The organism is Pseudoclavibacter sp. AY1F1, from assembly GCF_002931075.1.
Lineage (GTDB): Bacteria > Actinomycetota > Actinomycetes > Actinomycetales > Microbacteriaceae > Pseudoclavibacter.
In genome coordinates this window covers 199,569-217,056 of the sequence record NZ_PSTQ01000004.1, presented here as the reverse complement: position 1 = coordinate 217,056, position 17,488 = coordinate 199,569, and the positions used below count along the sequence as shown (strand labels likewise).

Below are 17,488 nucleotides of genomic sequence, written 5' to 3'. Positions count from 1 at the left end.
GTTCTCCGGGAGGGGAGCGGGTACGCTCGGTCCATGCAGGAAGCGTCCCTCGAGCGACAAGCATCGAACCAAGAGCAGCATGCGACGATCGCCGTCATCACGGTCTCCGATCGGTCGGCGCGGGGCGAGCGTGAAGACATCTCCGGGCCCGCTGCCCTCGAGGCGCTCGCGCGCCACGGCTACACGACGGTCACGCTGACGGTCGTCGCGGACGGGGCGACGGTGGTGCGGGACGCGATCGCGCACGCGGCGGATGCGGGTGCGCGGATCATCCTCACCCTCGGCGGCACGGGTCTCTCGCCGCGCGACGAAACCCCAGAGGCCACCTGGCCGCTCATTACGCGCGAGCTTCCCGGCATCGCCGAAGCGCTGCGAGCCACCGCCCGCGACCGGGTCCCGACCGCGGTGCTCTCGCGTGGACTCGCCGGGATCATCGACCGACCGGGCCGCGGGGCACCCAGCCTCGTCGTCAACCTTGCGGGCTCGCCGGGGGCAGCCCGCGACGGCGTCTCGGTGCTCGCGCCCCTCATCCCGCACGTTCTCGACCAGCTTCACGGCGGAGACCACGCTTCGTGAGCGCCAGCCCTCTCGCCCGCGTCACCACCGACGAGCTGCTGCTCGCGGAGCACCTTGCCGCCGTCGACGACCCCCACGCGGGCGCCGTCGTGACCTTCGTCGGGCAGATCAGGGACCACGACCCGGAGGCGGCTGGCAGGGTCGTCTCGCTCGACTACACCGCGCATCCAGAGGCCGAGCGTGTACTCGAGGGCCTGGTCGCCACGCACGCCCGCGACGGCGTGCGCGTCGCGGTCAGCCACCGCATCGGGCACCTGGAGGTCGGCGACATCGCCCTCATAGCCTGCGTCGCGAGCGCCCACAGGGGGGACGCCTACGACGTCAGCCGCTCCCTCGTCGAGGCGGTCAAGGCCGAGGTGCCGATCTGGAAGCAGCAGCACGAGGCTGACGGCAACGCCTCCTGGGTTGGCCTGCCATGACCGCAGTGCCCGTCACGATCGCGCGACGTCCTCGACTCGTGGAAGCCCAGCTGGCCGCCGCGCCCGGTGACCCGCTTGTCGACACCCATGGTCGAGTGCACCGCGACCTCCGCATCTCGCTGACCGACAAGTGCTCGCTGCGCTGCACCTACTGCATGCCCGCCGAGGGCAACGAGTTCCTCGAGAGGGACAGCATCCTCACGACCGACCAGATCGTGCGTCTGGCCCAGCTCGCCGCTGCCTCCGGCATCACAACGTTCCGACTGACCGGCGGTGAGCCGCTGCTGCGGCGCGACGTCGTCGACATCGTGCGACGCATCTCCGCGATCGAGGGTCCGGCCGGGCCCGTGCAGCTCGCGATGACCACCAACGGGATACTGCTGCCCCGTCTGCTGCCGCAGCTCATCGACGCGGGACTCGACCGACTCAACATCTCGATCGACACGCTCCGACGCGACCGCTTCGCGTCCCTCACGAGGCGCGACAAGCTCGACGAGGTGCTTGTCGGCATCAGGGCAGCCCAGGCCTCGTCGCTGCGCCCGCTCAAGCTCAACGCCGTCGCCATGCGGGGAGTGAACGACGACGAGATCGTGGAACTCGTCGAGTTCGCCATGGAGCACGACGCACAGATGCGCTTCATCGAGCAGATGCCCCTCGATGCCGGCCACACGTGGGACCGCACGCAGATGGTGACCAGGGAAGAGCTCCTCGACTCGCTCGGCGCGAGGTTCTCGCTCGAGCCGGTACCTGGCCGCGGCGGTGCGCCCGCCGAACGCTGGACGATCGACGGCGGCCCGCACACGGTCGGCGTCATCGCCTCCGTCACGGCACCTTTCTGCGGCAACTGCGACCGCCTGCGACTCACGGCAGACGGGCAGCTCCGCAACTGCCTGTTCTCGACAAGCGAGTACGACCTCATGCCGATCCTGCGCGCCGACAAGAACTTCGCGGCTGACGACGACGAAGCTGCGAGCGTGCGCCACTCCGCGGGGCGCTGGACCGACGCAGAGCTGGCGGCCGACTCCATGCTCCGCTCGTGCATCCACAACAAGCTGCCAGGCCACGCCATCAACGACCCGAGCTTCCTGCAGCCCGCCCGTGGCATGAACGCCATCGGCGGCTAAGGACGCCTGCGACATCGGCGGCGAGGCGTTTCCCGTCAGCCTCCTGCGAAGGGCGGGAGCACGTCGACGGATGCGCCTGGCGTGATGCGCGCCTCGGCGTCGGAGGTGCGCACTCCGTCCACGAGAAACGAGCAGCGGGCGAGCACCTCAGCCACTTGAGCGTCGGCCGTCGGGTTGAGTTTCTGGAGGAGCGACGCGATCGAGTCGACCTCGAGCGCGAATTCGCTGCCGCCGACGGCTTCCGCGGCGCCGGCGAAGACGCGCACTCGGGACGGCCCGCTCATGCGCCGTGCTCCCAGGTGAGGGCACGCGCGGTCACGAGTTCTGCGAGGCGAGCAAGGGCCTCGGGCGACTCGGCGGCGGAGCTCTGTCGCCCCAGTGCGACCCCAAGCGCGAACGTCGTCAGCGGCGCCGCTGGCCGTGCGACGTTGTGGGCGACGTCCCTGGCGACGTCGAGCAGGGCGCCGACATCGATGTCGTCGCCGATCTCGAGTACACGCTTCACCTCGGCGAGCCAGTCGTCGAGTGCCTCCGGCGGCAGGTGTTTCGGCTTCTCGGTCATCGTTGACGTTCCTTTCCGGTGCTGATTTCGGTGTGCATGAGGGCCGTCTGGCGAGCTCGGGCTGCCGCGAGCTGCTCTGGGGTGTCGATATCCTCGCTGGCACCCTGCGTGTCTGCCAGGGGCGTGAGGTCGAGCGACTCGAGGATCCGCCGGATGGGGAGACCATGCGCGTCTGACTCCGCGGTGGCGACTTCGAGCGGTTCCCTGACCGCCTGGGTCCGGTACAGCCCCGCGAGCCACTGGGGACGTCCGTCGGCGTCGACGATCAGTCTGCCGTCGGACCCGGACCCGGACCCGGACCCGGACCCGGACCCGGACCCTGACCCGGACCCGGACGGCGGATCGGCGCTCGGGCCCGATGCCTTTCCGGTGCCGTCGAGCAGGCGCGCGACGAGCTCTGCGGCCCTCGGGAGGTCGCACGCCAGGAGGAGCAGTCGCGGTGCGGTGACGCTGGGGAGCGCGGCCGCGAGGCCTGCCGCGGGGCCGCCGAACGGCGGGTCTTCGGTGACACTCACAGCCGGCGCATCCACGGCAACCGGACCGACGACAATGACGCGGCACGCCCCTGCATCCACTGCAGCACCGACCGCGATGTCGACGAGGCGGCGGCCACCCACCTCGAGGTCGCCCTTGCTGACGCCACCGAGCCGCGACCCGCGCCCACCCGCCAGGATGACCGCGTCGAATTCGCCCTCCGCCCCGGTGCCGCGGGTCGGCTGCGCTACTGCTCGCGCTTCCACGGGCCCGACTTTCCGCCGGTCTTCGCGATGAGCTTGATGTCGCCGATCGTCACCGACTTGTCGATGCCCTTCACCATGTCGACCAGCGCGAGCGCGGCGACCGACACGGCCGTGAACGCCTCCATCTCGACGCCCGTGCGGTCGGCCGTGCGCACGGTCGCGGTGATGAGCACGCCGTCGTCTCGCAGTTCGAGGTCGACGCTCGCCCCGTGCACGCCGATGATGTGGGCGAGCGGGAGGAGCTCGGCGCACTTCTTCGCGCCTTGGATGCCGGCGATCCGTGCAACCGCGAACGCGTCGCCCTTCGGCACCGAGTCGTTGGTGAGCGCCTCGAGCACCTTTTCACCGCAGTAGACCATGCCGGAGGCAGTCGCGGCCCGCACGGTGGGCTGCTTCTCGGTGACGTCCACCATGCGTGCGTGGCCGGCTGCGTCGAGGTGCGTGAAGTTCGTCATGCTCAGAGTCTGGCATCCACGTCCGACACCAGCCGAACCACCTGCACGACATCGCCCGCCTGCACCCGCTCGATGCTCGCGTCGACGACGGCGTAGCCGTTGGCGTCGGCGAGGCTGCCCACGAGGTGCGAGCCAGACCCCCTGGCGGCGGCGGGGGAGACCGTGACCCCCGCATCCGTGGTGCGGATGCGCGCGGGCAGGTACTGGCGGCGGCCAGGCGGTGTGCGCCAGCCGACGTCGGCGTGCGCGCTGAGCTTCGGGTCCTCGACCGTGGATGCTCCCTGCAGTGCGCGCAGGCAAGGGCGGACGAACACCAGGAACGAAACCCAGGCGCTCACCGGGTTTCCCGGCAGGCCGAAAACGAGCGGGCCGAGCTCGCCCTCGTCGACCCAGGGTGCGGCGAGGCGGCCGAAGCCCTGCGGCTTGCCTGGCTGCATCGCGACCTTCTCGAAGCGCACCTGCTCGCCGGGGGAGAGGAGCTCCTTGACGGGGTCGTAGGCGCCCATGCTCACGCCGCCCGTCAGGACGATGACGTCGCAGCGGCTCGCGAGTCCACGCAGCGCGGTTTCGAGCTCGGCGACCTCGTCGGACACCCGGACGACGTCGACAAGCTCCGCCCCGTGCTCGACGGCAAGCGAGGAGATGAGCAGCGAGTTGGAATCGGGGATCTGCCCGCGATCGAGCGGCTCGCCTGGCGCGACCAGCTCGCTGCCCGTCGCGATGACGGCAACCCGCGGGCGCCGCGCGACCTTGATTCGGCCGAACCCGGCGGAAGCGAGCGCCGAGAGCACCTCGGCGCCAGCTCGCGAGCCGGCTGAGACGAGGGCATCACCCGGTTGGCGATCTTCACCGGCCGAGCGGATGTGCACTCCAGGTGCAGCTGGTGCCGTGATGGTAACGCGCAGCTCGCCGCCGTCGGTCGCCTCGACGGGCACGATCGCATCGGCATCCGCGGGGACGGGAGCTCCTGTCATGATGCGAGCCGCCTGCCCTGGCAGGATCACCGGGTCGGCCGCGGTGCCGGCTGGCAGATCGGCGATGACCTCGAGCGAGACGGGGGCCGTCTCGCTGGCCGACGCCACGTCTTCCGAGCGCACCGCGTAGCCGTCCATCGCGGAGTTCGTCCACGGGGGGAGCGCGTAGCGCGACACCACGGTCTCGGCGATGACCCTGCCGTGGGCCGCGGCGAGCGGCACCGTGTCGCTCGGCAGGGGGCAGGCCTCCGCGAGCACGCGCGCCAGCTGAGTCTCGACCTCGATCATGCGCTCGCCCCGCCTTGTGATGCGTCCACGCGAGATGCCCCTGCTGGTCCACGAAGCACGCTGAGCTCTGGCGTCTGCACGACGCGGACCTCGATGCCGTGCGAAGCGATCAGTCGCGCCGCGCGTCGCGCCCGCGTCGACGACACGCAGTAGAGGTTGAGGGGCGAACCGTGCGTCCCGGCGTGCTCGCCGGCGATGCGGTGCAGGCGTGCCACCAGCTCGGACGGCTCGCGATCCAGCTGGAGCAGCTCGCTCAGCGGCAGCGACACGGCGCCTGGCAACGCATCAACCGCGTACTCGTCGGGCTCGCGCACGTCGACGAACCGGCCGCGAGCATCCCGAACCGCGTCGAAGTCGAGCGGACTCGGCTGCCCTGGCGGGGCCGTTTCCACCGGCCGATCCCGGGCGAGGGTCTGCGCCGAGGCCTGCGCCGAGGACTGCGCCGTGGGCTGCCCGGTGAGCTGCTTGGTGACCGCGCGGAGCGGCACCTCGGAGATCCGCATCGTGAGGGCCTCCACAACAACAAGCCGCCCGAGCAGCACGTCGCCGATGCCCGTGATGAGCTTGATCGCCTCGACCGCCATCATCGAGCCGACAACACCGCACACGGCGCCGAGCACCCCCGCCTCAGCGCAGGACGGCACGGACCCGGCCGGCGGCGGCTCGGGGAACACGTCACGCAGCGTGACGGCGTCGGCGGGGTCAGGCGGGGACGACCAAAAAACGCTGAGCTGCGCGTCGAAGCGCAGCACCGAGCCCCAGACCAGCGGGAGACCAAGGGCCACGCAGGCATCGGCGACGGCGTACCTGGTCGCGAAGTTGTCCGCCCCGTCGAGCACAAGGTCGTAACCGCCGAGGATCGCAGCGGCGTTCCCCTCGTCGAGGCGCTCGTCGTGCTCGATGACCGTCACGTCGGGTGCGAGCCTCCGCAGGCTGCCGGCGGCGCTCGCGGTCTTGCGCTCCCCGACGTCGCCGATGCCGTGGATGACCTGCCTGTGCAGGTTGCTCGGCTCGACCGCATCCGCGTCGATGATCCCGATGGTGCCGACTCCGGCCGCCGCGAGGTACTGCAGGGCAGGGGCTCCGAGGCCGCCGGCGCCCAGCACGGCGACTCGGCTCGCGGCGAGGCGGCGCTGCCCGATCTCGCCGAGCTCGGGCAGGCGTCGCTGGCGCGCGGTTCTGGCGAGCTCGTCACCGCCGAGTTCAGGGGAAGGTCCGACAAGCGGGGCGAGGCGCATGGCGTCACCCTACAGCCGCATCCCGAGCCGCTCACGACCGCGACGCGGCCTCTCCACTGGAATGCTGGTGCGGACGGAAGGCGTATCGGGTGCTCGGTGCAGATGCGCGGCGGCGGCTAGCATGGGCGCGTGGGTCGGATCACGGTGCGGCGAAGCGTCACTCGGCTGAGTCTCGGGAAGCCCCCGAGTCGGAAGGCCGATTTTCTCGCGGCCGAGGAACCCCTCGAGATCCGCGTCGGCGGCCAGCAGCTGGCCATCACGATGCGCACGCCGGGCAATGACTTCGAGCTCGCGGCTGGCTTCCTCGTCTCTGAGGGGGTCATCGCCCGAGGCGATCAGTTCCGGTCGGCGATGTACTGCGCGGGCGCCGACGGCACTGCCGACGGGCTCAACACCTACAACGTGCTCGACGTGCTCCTGTCGGCGGACACCCCGCAACCTGACCCCGACCTCGCGCGCAACTTCTACACGACAAGCTCGTGCGGCCTCTGCGGAAAGGCGAGCATCGACGCCGTCGAGCTGACCTCGAGCTACGACGTCTCGATCGACCCCGTGACACTCGACGCGGAGATTCTCGTGACGTTCCCCGACAAGCTCCGCGACCAGCAGGCGGTCTTCGAGAAGACGGGCGGCCTGCACGCCGCCGCGCTGTTCGACGCCGCGACCGGAAAGCTGCTCGTGCTGCGAGAGGACGTCGGGCGCCACAACGCCGTCGACAAGGTCGTCGGCTGGGCCGTGCAGAATCACCGGCTGCCGCTCACCGGGACGGTGCTGCAGGTGTCCGGCCGATCGAGCTTCGAGCTCGTGCAGAAGGCGAAGATGGCGGGCATCCCCATCCTTGCCGCCGTCTCCGCGCCGTCCTCGCTTGCCGCCGAGCTCGCCGAAGCCAGCGGCATGACGCTGATCGGCTTCCTCCGCGGGGAGTCGATGGTCATCTACTCGCGCCCCGACCGCATCCTTCACACGGAAGAGGCCGAAGCATGATCGTCGACACCTGGGAGAGCTTCTTCGTCGCGACTGTCGGTGCTGGCGCAGCCCTGGCCGGCCTCATCATCGTGGCGATGTCGGTGAACGTCGCGACGATCATCAAGATCAAGAGCATGCCGTCCAGGGCAGGCGCGACTATCGCATCCCTGCTGCTCATCGTCATCGTCGGAGCGACGGGCCTGATCCCCGGCATCAGCAACATGGCGTTCGGCGGCGTGACGCTCGCGTTCACCTTGATCGTGGTGGTCCTGTACTGGCGCACGAGCGTCATCGGCTTTCAGAATCCCCACGGGCACCTGCGGGAGCACGTGCTGCGCGCTGTGTTCAGCGCCCTGCAGCTCCTTCCCATGCTCATCGGCGGAGTCCTCGCATTTGGCACGTGGGAGGCGCTCTACTGGGTGGCCGCGGGATTCCTGCTCACCTTCGCCGGGGCGACCCTCAACGCGTGGGTGCTGCTCGTCGAGATTCTCCGGTAGCGCGGTGAGTTCGCGCTCATCCGACGAGCGTGAGCGCACCTGCGGGTCGAAACCCAAGCTGACTGACGCATCTGCGGTTCGCCGTGAGAGGATGCCCGCATGCCAGAACAGCGATACCGGGTCAGCGAGGCAGCGTCGCTCCTCGGGGTCAGCGACGACACGCTGCGACGCTGGGGCGCAAGCGGCCGCCTCGACCTCGAGGGCGAGGCTGGTGCGAAGACGGTCTCCGGCGTGCAGCTCGCCTCCCTGGCCAAGGACCTCGCGGAGAGCGACGCGCGTGGTGACCTCGTCGAGCTGCCACCCGCATCCGCTCGCAACCGGATGCGCGGCATCGTCACAAAGCTGACGCTCGACACCGTCATGGCCCAGGTCGATGTCCAGGCGGGGCCGTTCAGAATCGTTTCATTGGTCTCGCGTGAGGCCGTCGACGAGCTCGGCCTCGAGGTCGGAAGTCTTGTTGTGGCGAGCGTGAAGGCCACCAACGTGGGAATTGAAGGAGTGCACAGTGCGTAAGACGCGGAGACTCGGAATGGTGCGCGCGTTCGCCGCCTCCGCTGGCGTGCTCCTGCTGGCTGCCCTGGCGGGCTGCGCACCCGCGGGTGGTCCGGCAGCACCTTCCGGCAGCACCGAGTCCACGCCATCTCCCACCGAGACGGGCCCGACTGGCACCGTCACCGTCTACGCGGCCGCCTCGCTCACCGAGACGTTCACGCAGCTGGCGGAGGAGTTCGAGGCCGACCACCCCGGCGTCACGGTGACGCTCAACTTCGGGGGCAGCTCGACGCTGGCCGAGCAGATCGTGACGGGCGGAGCCCCGGTCGACGTGTTCGCCTCCGCGAGCGACGCGACGATGAAGCCGGTTGTGGATGCGGGGCTCGTCGAGTGGACACCGGCGACGTTCACCCGAAACGCGCTGGTCATCGTGACGCCGGAAGGGAACCCGGCCGGCATCACGGGGCTGAAGGACTTCGCCGACCCCAAGCTCAAGATCGCGCTCTGCGACGAAGAGGTGCCGTGTGGTGCGGCGGCCGCGAAGATCTTCGAGCAGACCGACATCGTGCCCCAGCCGGACACCCTCGAGAGCGACGTCAAGGCAGTGCTCACGAAGGTGAGTCTCGGGGAGGTCGACGCCGGCCTCGTCTACGCGACCGACGCGAAGTCGGCGGCTCTCGAGGTCGACCCGATCGAGTTCCCTGAGGCGCTCGACGCGGTCAACAACTACGGCATCGTCCCGCTCAAGGCGGCGCCGAACCCAGAGGCCGCGGCCGCGTTCACCGAGTTCATCCTGACAGCTCGCGGCGTTGAGGTCTTCGAGGAAGCCGGCTTCCTCAGCCTGACATGACCGGGGTAAGCCGCCGCCCGCCTGCGGCGCTGACGCCGTTCGCGCTCGTGGCTCTTGCGCTGCTCGCGTTGCCCATCCTGGCCCTCGTCCTCCGCGTGCCGTGGGCTGAGTTCCCGGAGATCGTCGCTCAGCCGGTCGTCGGCCAGGCCCTCTGGCTTTCGCTCTCCTGCGCCGTCGCGGCGACGGCCGTCTGCCTGGTCATCGGGGTACCGCTCGCGTGGTGGCTGGTCTCGCTCGCGGAGCTGCCCGGTCAGCGCCTTTACCGCGTCGTCCGGGTGCTGGTGCTTGTTCCGCTTGTGCTCCCGCCGGTCGTCGGTGGCCTCGCACTGCTGCTCCTCTTCGGCCGCTCCGGCCTCCTCGGCGCCCCGATCGCCCAGCTCACGGGGTTCAGCCTCCCGTTCACGAGCGCCGCGGTTGTCGTGGCCCAGACGTTCGTTGCCCTGCCGTTCCTTGTCATCGCCGTCGAGGGGGCGCTGCTGGGGGCGGACCGCCGGGTCGAGGACGCGGCGGCGACGCTCGGCGCGACCCGCTGGTTCACCTTCTCGCGGGTCACGCTGCCGATGGTCGGGCCCGCGATCGGGGCCGGGGCGGTGCTCGCTTTCGCCCGCGCCCTCGGCGAGTTCGGCGCGACCATCACCCTCGCCGGCAGCCTCCCCGGCGTCACGCGGACGATGCCGATCTCCACCTACCTCGCCATGCAGTCGGATCCGGATGCGGCAATCGCGCTTGCGCTCCTGCTCCTGCTCGTCTCGGTGGTTGTGCTCTTCGCGTTGCGCGGCCGTTGGGTGTCCGGCGTCGCAGGAAGTCCAGCGGTGCTCGGCGCCTCTGTGACCGCGCGGGCGAGGGGCGTGCGGACGAGCGGTGCGGGGCGCAGCGGATGAACGCGGGACTGGCCATCGGCGCGAGCGTTGCCGTCGGCGGCTTCCACGCGAGGTACGAGCTCGAGGTGCGGCCTGGCGAGGTGCTCGCCGTGCTCGGCCCGAACGGGGCAGGCAAGTCGACGCTCCTGCGCGCGATCGCCGGCCTGGCGCCACTCGAACGGGGCACCTTGGAGCTCGGAGGCCGACTCGCGGAAGAGGCGCCCGGGGGCGTCCGGCTTGGCGCGAGGGAGCGACAGCTTGGCGTCGTCTTCCAGGAATACGTCCTCTTCGGCCACCTCAGCTCGCTCGATAACGTGGCTTTCGGGCTGCGCGCTCGAGGAATCGGCCGCCGGGAGGCGCGCCGAGTCGCCGCCGAATGGCTGGAGCGCTTCGGCATCCACGACCTCGCGGCCCGTCGCCCAGCCCAGCTCTCGGGAGGGCAGGCGCAGAAGGTTGCGCTCGCTCGGGCGCTCGCGACCTCGCCGAGGGTCCTGCTGCTTGATGAGCCCCTCTCCGCCCTCGACGTGGAGGCTCGTTCGGAAGTTCGTGCCGAGCTCCGCCGCGTGCTCGCCGAATTCGAGGGGGCAGCCCTCGTCGTCACGCACGACCCGGCGGATGCTGCTGCGCTGGCCGACAGGATCGCGATCGTCGAACGCGGCGCGATCACCCAGCTCAGTACACCGGAATCCATCGCCGCGGGGCCGGCGAGCGCCTACGTCGCGGCGCTTGTCGGACGAACCGGGTTCGAGGTCGAGCTGCGCGAGCCGGGGGTCGCGACGCACAGCGACCTTGGTGAGATCCGTGGCCACCTCGTCGGCCAGGCGGGTGCACCGGGGGAGGCGCACGGCCCGGCCGGGCCTGGCGAGCGGCTGTTCGCGAGCATCCGCGCTGATCGTCTCGAGCTCGTTCTCCCAGGGACGGAGGATGCTCGGGCACCTGCCGCGGAGGCCCGGCTGCTCGCCCCGAACTCCTGGCACGCTGAAGTCCTGCGCCTCGAACGAGACCTCGGCTTCGTGACGGCTACACTCCTTGTTGGCGAAGAACGGACAACGACCCGCCTCACGGCGCGGCTTCCGCTCGACACCGGCTCGCGCATTCCAGGGGGACTGCACGAATGCCAGTCGGTGATCGTCCACCTTCCACCTGCTCACGTCGCTTTCGCCGCGACCCGCTGAGCGACGCGCCGGGGAATGCCGCGCGCGCTTTCAGCGTTAAGAGCGAACGTGCGGGCGTGCCCGCACGCCAAGACCTGAACCTTCCAAGGAGTACTGTGACCGACTCGCGCACCGCGACCCGCGACGCCGAACCGACCCCAGCCGGGTCCGCATCCGCGGGCCAAGCCACTTCCGCGAGCCAGCAGGGCACCGACCCGCGCACTCGCTTCGTCATCCCGCTCCTTCTGGTCTCGGCGTTTGTCGTCATCCTGAACGAGACGATCATGGGTGTGGCGCTGCCAGCCCTCAACGCCGACCTCGGAATCCCGCTCGCCACCGGCCAGTGGCTCACGACGGCTTTCATGCTCGTCATGGCCGTCGTCATCCCGATCACCGGTTTCCTGCTGCAGCGTTTCCACGTGCGCCAGGTGTTCATCGCCGCGATGGTGCTCTTCTCCGTCGGAACGCTCATCTGCTTCCTCGCGCCCGGCTTCGAGCTGCTGCTCCTCGGCCGCATCGTGCAGGCCTCGGGAACCGCCATCATGATGCCGCTGCTGATGACGACCGTCCTCAACATGGTTCCGCCGGAGCGTCGCGGCCGCACCATGGGCAACATCTCCATCGTCATCTCCGTCGCACCCGCGATCGGACCGACGGTTTCCGGCCTCATCCTGCAGGTCTTCGAGTGGCGCTGGATGTTCGGATTCGTGCTCCCGATCGCCATCGCCGCGCTGGTCCTCGGCGCGCTGTTCATCAAGAACGTGACGGAGCCGCGCCAGGCGAAGATCGACGTCCTGTCGATCATCCTGTCGGCCTTCGCGTTCGGTGGGCTCGTCTACGGCTTCTCCGGACTCGGCGAGAGCTCGGCGACGGCGCTCATCCCGGCGTTTGTGCCCATCACGGTGGGCGCGCTTGCACTCGGCGCCTTCATCTGGCGCCAGATCTCGCTGCAGAAGCGGGACGTCGCGCTGCTTGACCTCCGCGTCTTCACGAGCCGCCAGTTCACGGTCTCGCTTGTGCTGCTCGCCGTGAGCTTCATGTCGCTCTTCGGGACGATCATCCTGCTGCCGATCTACATGCAGGAAGTGCTCGGCTACGACACCCTGCGTGCCGGCTTGACCCTGCTGCCCGGTGGCCTCACGATGGGGCTCCTCGCGCCGTTTGTCGGCCGCCTGTTCGACCGCTTCGGCACGAAGCCGCTCATCATCCCAGGCTCCCTCGTCGTGAGCGCGGCGATCTGGGGCATGACGATGCTCAGCGAGAACTCCGAGCAGTGGATGGTCATCGCAGCTCACGTCACGCTGTCGGTTGGCCTCGCGCTCATGTTCACGCCGCTCATGACCAGCGCGCTCGGCGACCTGCCGAAGTCGCTCTACTCCCACGGTTCCGCCGTCGTCACGACGGCGCAGCAGCTCGCGGGTGCAGCAGGCACGGCGATGTTCGTCGTCGTCATGGCGAACTCGACGGTTGCCGCTGTCGGCCAGGGCTTCGGCCCGATCTCGGCCGAGGCGCAGGGCATCCACTCGGCGTTCCTCGTGGGCGCCTGCATCTCGCTAGTCACGATCATCGGCACGTTCTTCGTGAAGTCGACACCGAAGCGCGAGGGCGCCGAGGCGCCCGCAATGCACTAGCACCGCTGACTTCAGCGGTTCGCGCACGCAGGGCCCAGCACCAGGTTTCTCCTGGCGCTGGGCCCTGCTGCGTGTCTGGCTGGACCGGGTGGACGCGCTTTGCGGGGAGGTTTGCGAGGATGGGGAGTCGAACATCCACCGAGCTGAGGAGCGACCATGGCTGACGCGCCCGAGATCGTCGAGAAGTCCATCACCTTCGAGGCTGCGCCCGAGCGCCTGTGGAGCATGCTGACGGAGCAGGAGTCGTTCGCCAGCTGGTATGCGTTTGGTGGGGCGACGATCGAGGCCGAGCCTGGCGGAGTGCTTGCCGTGCATTGGCCAGAGCACGGCACGTTCCGCGGCGAGGTGACGCTCGTGGAGTCACCGCGCCGTTTCGGCTACCGGCTCGCCGCCGTGCCGGAGGAAGACCCGCAGCCGCAGAACAGCACGGTTGTCGAGTTCACGATCGAGCCAGCGGATGGCGGCTCCGCGCTGACCGTGCGTCACTCTGGCTTCGAGGACCTCGAGGGGCTTGCCGCCGACTCGACGTCAGCCGAGATCGAAACGATGGCGTGGACGGCGGCGCTGCCGTTGCTGCGCGAGGCGCTCGGGGAAGCTCCCGCGGAGGACCTGCCGCTGCTCTGAGCCGAGGCCATTCGGCGCTGCTGCCGCTGCCGCCGCTGCCGCGCGGGTTGCCTCAGGCTGGCTCAGGCGACGGCCGCCGCTTCGAGCTGGCGCAGGCCGCGCTCGAAGTCGGGGCCGAGGAACTTGTCCATCGACATGAACTTGAAGACGAGGGCCGCCATGCCCTTGTGCTCGCCGGACATGACCCATCGCACGTGGGTGCCGCCGTCGATGGGTTCGAGGATGAACGAGGTCGGGTTGTGGGCCTTGAACGGCTTGTCGAAGTCGATGACGAGGTCGACGCGCTGGGGTGCTGAGGCGACGATCGTCATGGAGCCTTTGCCGGCCTTGCGGTTGCCCTCCCACTCGTAGTGGGCGTCCTTCCCAGCCTCTGGGCCAGAGAATCGGCGGTCCATGGCGGGGTCGACGTCTTCCCACGGAGACCAGGAGCTCCACTTGTGGAACGAGTTGATGAGGGCGTGAACGCGCTCGATGTCTGCCGGGATGACGGCCTCGCGCTGCACTTCGTACTGGGTCATGTCTGCATAGTGACAGAAACGTGGCTATGCATGGACTCAGCAGAAGTTACGGGCCGGAAACATGAGTGTCACGCGCCCGGAAACAGGCAGTCGTAGTTTCGCACTAGACAACGCATGATGTCGTGAGCGAAACTTCTTGGAGTCGCAACGACGCGACCACGAAAGGTTTTCACATGACCGACGTCGACCCCACCCTCGAGATGTCAGACGGCGCCTTCCACCGCCTCCTCGGCCCTGAAGCTGAACCCGGCTTCCTCGCCGACACGGAGCTGCCCACCTACTGGGGCCGCAAATGGGGCGCGCAGGACGAAGTCGGTCGACTCCGCACGATCATGATGCGCCGCCCCAGCGCCGGCCTCGAGGCCGTCGAGAAGGCGGGCGAATCCACCTGGATGCCCGAGATCGGTGCGTACGTCGACCCGGACCGCCGCTGGTACTGGTCAGGCCGCGGGTTCCCTGACCTCGAGAAGCTGCACTCCGAGTTCGACAGCTTCGTCACAGTGCTCGAAGACAACGATGTCGAGGTCGTCATGGCCCCTGACCTCGCCCCGAGCTTCACGAAGTCCGTCTTCACGCGGGACCCGCTCGTCACGATTCCTGGCGGCGCGATCATCGGCCGTCTTGCGCCGCGCATGCGACGCGGTGAGGAGCAGTCGATCACCCAGACGGTCGCGGCCCAGGGCATGCCCATCCTCGGCACGATCACCGGCACGGGTCTCGTGGAGGGCGGCAGCTTCATCAAGGTTCGCCCCGACCTCGCGTTCTTCGGCACCTCCGTGCGCTGCAACGTTGAGGGCTACCGCCAGCTGAAGAACATCCTGGACGAGCAGGGCATCGAGCTCATCCACTCGCAGATGCCCGGTTACCAGATCCACCTCGACCTGTGCTGCGCCATGCTCGACGATGACCTCGCTCTCGTGAACTCGCGCATCGCGCCGTACGACTTCCTCGATGCGCTCTGGAAGCTCGGCATTGAAACGGTCGACGTGGCGCCCCAGGAGGACTGGGCGTGCAACCTCCTGACGCTCGATCGGCGCAAGCTGCTCTTCCCGTCGCACCTGCCTCGCACCGCGGAGCTCCTCAACTCGAAGTACGGCGTGGAGATCATCCCCGTCACCTACCGCGAGATCAACAAGAACGGCGGCGGGCTGCACTGCTCGACGATGGAACTCCAGAGGGACTGGTAAGCGATGTCAGAAAACGTCACCGGCGGGGAACTTGTCATCCGGACGCTCGAGGCACTCGGCGCGGAGCGTGTCGTCGGACTCCCCGGGCAGCACGCGCTCCCCATGTTCGACGCGCTTGGCGACAGCTCGCTCGACTACCTGGGCGCGCGAGTCGAGAACAACGCGGCGTTCATGGCGGACGGGCACGCACGGGTCACGGGAACGGTCACCCCGTTGCTGCTCTCGGCGGGGCCAGGCGCGCTGACGGCACTGCCCGGCCTCCAGGAAGCGGCGACCGCCAGCTCTCCCGTGCTCCTCATCTCCGCGCAGGTGCCCACTCCGGGCATCGGCGGCCAGGCGCACGGCTACCTGCACGAGCTGCGCGACCAGGAAGCGCACTTCCGCGGAATCGCGAAGGGCACGTGGAGCATCCGCTCGGTCGAGCAGATCGTGCCGACGCTGGTCGAGGCGTGGCGCACGGCGCAGAGCGCGCCAGCTGGCCCCGTGTACGTCGAGGTGCCGCACGACGTGCAGCAGGCGAGCATCGAGCTCGCCGATGGGCAGCTGAACGGCATCGCTGCCGAGGCCTACGCGCTTGCGCCTGAGGCGTCGGATGCGCAGCTCGCGGCGGCCGCGAGCCTGCTGGCGGCGTCGGCGAACCCCCGCATCTATGCGGGTGGAGGCGTCGTCCGCTCTGGCGCTGGCGAGCTGCTCGAGCAACTTGCAGAGCAGCTGCAGGCTCCGGTGGTCACGACCTACGGCGGGCGCAGCGCGTTCCCGTGGGCGCATCCGCTGTCGGCCGAGGGCTGGATCGAGGACATCGCGACCACCGAGTTCCTTGAGGCGGCCGACGTGCTGGTCGTCATCGGCACCGGTCTGAGTGAGCTGTCCTCGAACTACTTCCGCCTCGCGCCGACCGGCACGGTCATCCATATCGACGCCGACGCTCGTGTGCTCGGTGCCAACCACGCCGGCACGATCACGCTGCGCTCCGACGCCGGGCTGGCGCTGCAGGGCATCCTCGACCGGCTGCGCGCGAGCGGGGCCGGCGAGCGAGCGGATGCGCGCCCTGCGATCGACGAGCTCCTCCAGGCGGTGCGCACACGTCTCGACGCGCAGCCGCTGCAGAAGGAGCGCCAGCTCCTCGACACGCTCCGCTCGGCGATCCCCGACGACGTCGCCACCTTCTGGGACATGACGATCAGCGCCTACTGGGCCTGGTCGGCGTGGGATGCACGCGGCGGGGTCTACGAGAACGGGCAGTGCGGCGGCCTCGGCTTCGGTCTCCCCGGCGCTATCGGCGCATCGTTCGCCTCTCGATCGCGGGACAACCCCAACGGTGCGCCAGTTGTTGCCATCTCCGGAGACGGCGGCGGCCTTTACGGGGTCGCCGAGCTGTCGACGCTCGCGCAATCCCAGCTCAGCGTCACCTGGCTGGTAGTCGACGACGGCGGCTACGGCGTGCTGCGCGGCTACATGAACGAGGCGTACGGACGCGCCACGGCGACTGAGCTCACTGGCCCGGACTACCTCGCCGTCGCACGCGCGTTCGGAGTCGAGTCGAGGCCCGTGGAGCTCGACACCCTCGCCGCAGAACTCGCCGAGAGCATCCGCACCCCAGGTCCCCGCGTGCTGGTGCTGCCAGCGACCCTTGAGCTGTTCGAGCCGACCCACACGCATCGGCCCGCGGTGCACCGGTGAGGGCCCTGCCCGTCGTGCCCCGCAACGAGCCGGCCGCCATCGGCGGCAGGCTTCGATCGGTGCGCCAGCTTCGGCAGATGACGATCGAGCAGCTCGCCAGTGCAACGGGGCTCAGCAAGAGCTTCCTCAGCCGAGTGGAGCGCGACCAGACCTCACCGAGCGTCTCGACGCTCGTGCTGCTCTGCGACGTGCTCAACATCGAGGTCGGCGAGCTCTTCAGCGCACCGGATGCGAAGCTCGTGCGCTTCGAGGACGCCCCGCAGATCAACCTCGGCGGCACGAACGTGTACGAGCGCCTGCTCAGCCCCCGCAACGACCCGCGGTTCCAGGTGGTGCGATCCCGTGTCGACGCCGGCATGTCGGGGACCGGGGGAGAGGAGCTCTACTCCGTGAACTGCGAGGTCGACTTCCTGCACGTGCTGCGCGGGTCGATCACGGTTGTGCTGGCGTCGGAGACGTGGGAGCTCGAGTCCGGCGACTCGATCACACTTGACGGGCGCGAGCCGCACACGTGGCACACGCTCGACTCGACCGAGGGAGTCGAACTCCTCTGGGTGCTCGCTCCCGCAGCGTGGGGAGGCACCACCTGAGTTCCTTTGATGCAATCCCGAACTCGACGGACGCAGTACTGTCGGTTCCCTGAACAGACCGAG

Annotated in this window: 21 protein-coding genes; 14 read left to right on the top strand and 7 right to left on the bottom strand. The window is 69.4% G+C overall.

The features are described 5' to 3' along the window. Nucleotides 1-33 precede the first annotated feature (33 nt). The 3 genes from C5B85_RS09290 to moaA are packed head-to-tail and all read left to right on the top strand — an operon-like array spanning nt 34 to nt 2,119. The gene (locus C5B85_RS09290; RefSeq protein WP_104285738.1) at nt 34-576 is read left to right on the top strand and encodes a molybdenum cofactor biosynthesis protein B; all 543 of its coding nucleotides are present in this window, start codon (nt 34-36) and stop codon (nt 574-576) included. Continuing rightward, complete coding sequence (locus C5B85_RS09285) at nt 573-995, top strand: molybdenum cofactor biosynthesis protein MoaE (protein ID WP_104285737.1); 423 nt, start codon at nt 573-575, stop codon at nt 993-995. Before C5B85_RS09290 ends, C5B85_RS09285 begins: the two co-directional genes overlap by 4 nt. Further along, nucleotides 992-2,119, top strand: coding sequence for a GTP 3',8-cyclase MoaA (gene moaA, locus C5B85_RS09280; protein WP_104285736.1), 1,128 nt, complete (start codon nt 992-994; stop codon nt 2,117-2,119). Before C5B85_RS09285 ends, moaA begins: the two co-directional genes overlap by 4 nt. 35 nt (nt 2,120-2,154) lie before the next feature. Here moaA and C5B85_RS09275 read toward each other — a convergent pair whose 3' ends face one another. From C5B85_RS09275 to C5B85_RS09250, 6 genes are read right to left on the bottom strand one after another with little or no spacing between them, the layout of a single operon-like run. Continuing rightward, on the bottom strand, nt 2,155-2,403 hold the full coding sequence (locus C5B85_RS09275) for a MoaD/ThiS family protein (protein ID WP_104285735.1): 249 nt from the start codon (nt 2,401-2,403) through the stop codon (nt 2,155-2,157). Further along, nucleotides 2,400-2,681, bottom strand: coding sequence for a DUF6457 domain-containing protein (locus tag C5B85_RS09270; protein WP_104285734.1), 282 nt, complete (start codon nt 2,679-2,681; stop codon nt 2,400-2,402). Before C5B85_RS09270 ends, C5B85_RS09275 begins: the two co-directional genes overlap by 4 nt. Continuing rightward, nucleotides 2,678-3,421, bottom strand: coding sequence for a molybdenum cofactor guanylyltransferase (locus tag C5B85_RS09265; protein WP_104285733.1), 744 nt, complete (start codon nt 3,419-3,421; stop codon nt 2,678-2,680). Before C5B85_RS09265 ends, C5B85_RS09270 begins: the two co-directional genes overlap by 4 nt. Continuing rightward, nucleotides 3,403-3,876, bottom strand: coding sequence for a cyclic pyranopterin monophosphate synthase MoaC (gene moaC, locus C5B85_RS09260; protein WP_104285732.1), 474 nt, complete (start codon nt 3,874-3,876; stop codon nt 3,403-3,405). Before moaC ends, C5B85_RS09265 begins: the two co-directional genes overlap by 19 nt. A 2-nt stretch (nt 3,877-3,878) precedes the next feature. Further along, on the bottom strand, nt 3,879-5,138 hold the full coding sequence (gene glp / locus C5B85_RS09255; protein ID WP_104285731.1) for a gephyrin-like molybdotransferase Glp: 1,260 nt from the start codon (nt 5,136-5,138) through the stop codon (nt 3,879-3,881). Then, a complete protein-coding gene (locus C5B85_RS09250; protein WP_104285730.1) occupies nt 5,135-6,376 on the bottom strand; it encodes a ThiF family adenylyltransferase in 1,242 nt (413 codons plus the stop codon). The genes glp and C5B85_RS09250 overlap by 4 nt, the downstream gene beginning before the upstream one ends. Before the next feature lie 129 nt (nt 6,377-6,505). On the opposite strand from C5B85_RS09250, the gene fdhD reads away from it, so the two are divergent. From fdhD to C5B85_RS09210, 8 genes are all read left to right on the top strand, one after another. Next, nucleotides 6,506-7,360, top strand: coding sequence for a formate dehydrogenase accessory sulfurtransferase FdhD (gene fdhD / locus C5B85_RS09245; RefSeq protein WP_104285729.1), 855 nt, complete (start codon nt 6,506-6,508; stop codon nt 7,358-7,360). After that, entirely contained in the window at nt 7,357-7,839 is a 483-nt protein-coding gene (locus C5B85_RS09240) for a hypothetical protein (RefSeq protein ID WP_104285728.1), read from the top strand. The genes fdhD and C5B85_RS09240 overlap by 4 nt, the downstream gene beginning before the upstream one ends. Before the next feature lie 99 nt (nt 7,840-7,938). After that, nucleotides 7,939-8,352: a molybdopterin-binding protein gene (locus tag C5B85_RS09235; protein WP_104285727.1), complete on the top strand. Its 414-nt coding sequence runs from the start codon at nt 7,939-7,941 to the stop codon at nt 8,350-8,352. After that, a complete protein-coding gene (gene modA, locus C5B85_RS09230) occupies nt 8,345-9,181 on the top strand; it encodes a molybdate ABC transporter substrate-binding protein (protein ID WP_258070689.1) in 837 nt (278 codons plus the stop codon). The genes C5B85_RS09235 and modA overlap by 8 nt, the downstream gene beginning before the upstream one ends. Then, a complete protein-coding gene (locus C5B85_RS09225; protein ID WP_104285725.1) occupies nt 9,178-10,062 on the top strand; it encodes an ABC transporter permease in 885 nt (294 codons plus the stop codon). Before modA ends, C5B85_RS09225 begins: the two co-directional genes overlap by 4 nt. Next, on the top strand, nt 10,059-11,216 hold the full coding sequence (locus C5B85_RS09220; protein ID WP_104285724.1) for an ABC transporter ATP-binding protein: 1,158 nt from the start codon (nt 10,059-10,061) through the stop codon (nt 11,214-11,216). The genes C5B85_RS09225 and C5B85_RS09220 overlap by 4 nt, the downstream gene beginning before the upstream one ends. 95 nt (nt 11,217-11,311) lie before the next feature. After that, nucleotides 11,312-12,826, top strand: coding sequence for an MDR family MFS transporter (locus C5B85_RS09215; RefSeq protein WP_258070688.1), 1,515 nt, complete (start codon nt 11,312-11,314; stop codon nt 12,824-12,826). 156 nt (nt 12,827-12,982) lie between these two features. After that, entirely contained in the window at nt 12,983-13,450 is a 468-nt protein-coding gene (locus tag C5B85_RS09210) for an SRPBCC domain-containing protein (protein WP_104285722.1), read from the top strand. Nucleotides 13,451-13,512: 62 nt separating this feature from the next. On the opposite strand, the gene C5B85_RS09205 is transcribed toward C5B85_RS09210, so the two are convergent. After that, complete coding sequence (locus tag C5B85_RS09205) at nt 13,513-13,968, bottom strand: SRPBCC family protein (protein WP_104285721.1); 456 nt, start codon at nt 13,966-13,968, stop codon at nt 13,513-13,515. Between the two features lie 173 nt (nt 13,969-14,141). Here C5B85_RS09205 and C5B85_RS09200 point away from each other — a divergent pair, with 173 nt between their 5' ends. The 3 genes from C5B85_RS09200 to C5B85_RS09190 are packed head-to-tail and all read left to right on the top strand — an operon-like array spanning nt 14,142 to nt 17,425. After that, nucleotides 14,142-15,155: a dimethylarginine dimethylaminohydrolase family protein gene (locus C5B85_RS09200; protein ID WP_104285720.1), complete on the top strand. Its 1,014-nt coding sequence runs from the start codon at nt 14,142-14,144 to the stop codon at nt 15,153-15,155. A 3-nt stretch (nt 15,156-15,158) separates the two neighbouring features. Continuing rightward, the gene (locus C5B85_RS09195; protein ID WP_104285719.1) at nt 15,159-16,835 is read left to right on the top strand and encodes a thiamine pyrophosphate-binding protein; all 1,677 of its coding nucleotides are present in this window, start codon (nt 15,159-15,161) and stop codon (nt 16,833-16,835) included. Continuing rightward, nucleotides 16,832-17,425, top strand: a complete 594-nt coding sequence (locus tag C5B85_RS09190) for a helix-turn-helix domain-containing protein (RefSeq protein WP_068477661.1) — start codon at nt 16,832-16,834, stop codon at nt 17,423-17,425. Before C5B85_RS09195 ends, C5B85_RS09190 begins: the two co-directional genes overlap by 4 nt. The last annotated feature ends 63 nt before the right edge of the window (nt 17,426-17,488 follow it).

Excerpts from the sequence above, each read along its gene's own strand:
- C5B85_RS09210 (WP_104285722.1), top strand. The coding sequence starts at position 12,983 with ATGGCTGACGCGCCCGAGATCGTCGAGAAGTCCATCACCTTCGAGGCT.
- C5B85_RS09270 (WP_104285734.1), bottom strand. The coding sequence starts at position 2,681 with ATGACCGAGAAGCCGAAACACCTGCCGCCGGAGGCACTCGACGACTGG.
- C5B85_RS09220 (WP_104285724.1), top strand. The coding sequence starts at position 10,059 with ATGAACGCGGGACTGGCCATCGGCGCGAGCGTTGCCGTCGGCGGCTTC.
- moaA (WP_104285736.1), top strand. The coding sequence starts at position 992 with ATGACCGCAGTGCCCGTCACGATCGCGCGACGTCCTCGACTCGTGGAA.
- C5B85_RS09275 (WP_104285735.1), bottom strand. The coding sequence starts at position 2,403 with ATGAGCGGGCCGTCCCGAGTGCGCGTCTTCGCCGGCGCCGCGGAAGCC.
- moaC (WP_104285732.1), bottom strand. The coding sequence starts at position 3,876 with ATGACGAACTTCACGCACCTCGACGCAGCCGGCCACGCACGCATGGTG.
- C5B85_RS09225 (WP_104285725.1), top strand. The coding sequence starts at position 9,178 with ATGACCGGGGTAAGCCGCCGCCCGCCTGCGGCGCTGACGCCGTTCGCG.
- glp (WP_104285731.1), bottom strand. The coding sequence starts at position 5,138 with ATGATCGAGGTCGAGACTCAGCTGGCGCGCGTGCTCGCGGAGGCCTGC.
- C5B85_RS09195 (WP_104285719.1), top strand. The coding sequence starts at position 15,159 with ATGTCAGAAAACGTCACCGGCGGGGAACTTGTCATCCGGACGCTCGAG.
- C5B85_RS09200 (WP_104285720.1), top strand. The coding sequence starts at position 14,142 with ATGACCGACGTCGACCCCACCCTCGAGATGTCAGACGGCGCCTTCCAC.
- C5B85_RS09240 (WP_104285728.1), top strand. The coding sequence starts at position 7,357 with ATGATCGTCGACACCTGGGAGAGCTTCTTCGTCGCGACTGTCGGTGCT.
- C5B85_RS09235 (WP_104285727.1), top strand. The coding sequence starts at position 7,939 with ATGCCAGAACAGCGATACCGGGTCAGCGAGGCAGCGTCGCTCCTCGGG.
- C5B85_RS09290 (WP_104285738.1), top strand. The coding sequence starts at position 34 with ATGCAGGAAGCGTCCCTCGAGCGACAAGCATCGAACCAAGAGCAGCAT.
- C5B85_RS09250 (WP_104285730.1), bottom strand. The coding sequence starts at position 6,376 with ATGCGCCTCGCCCCGCTTGTCGGACCTTCCCCTGAACTCGGCGGTGAC.
- C5B85_RS09205 (WP_104285721.1), bottom strand. The coding sequence starts at position 13,968 with ATGACCCAGTACGAAGTGCAGCGCGAGGCCGTCATCCCGGCAGACATC.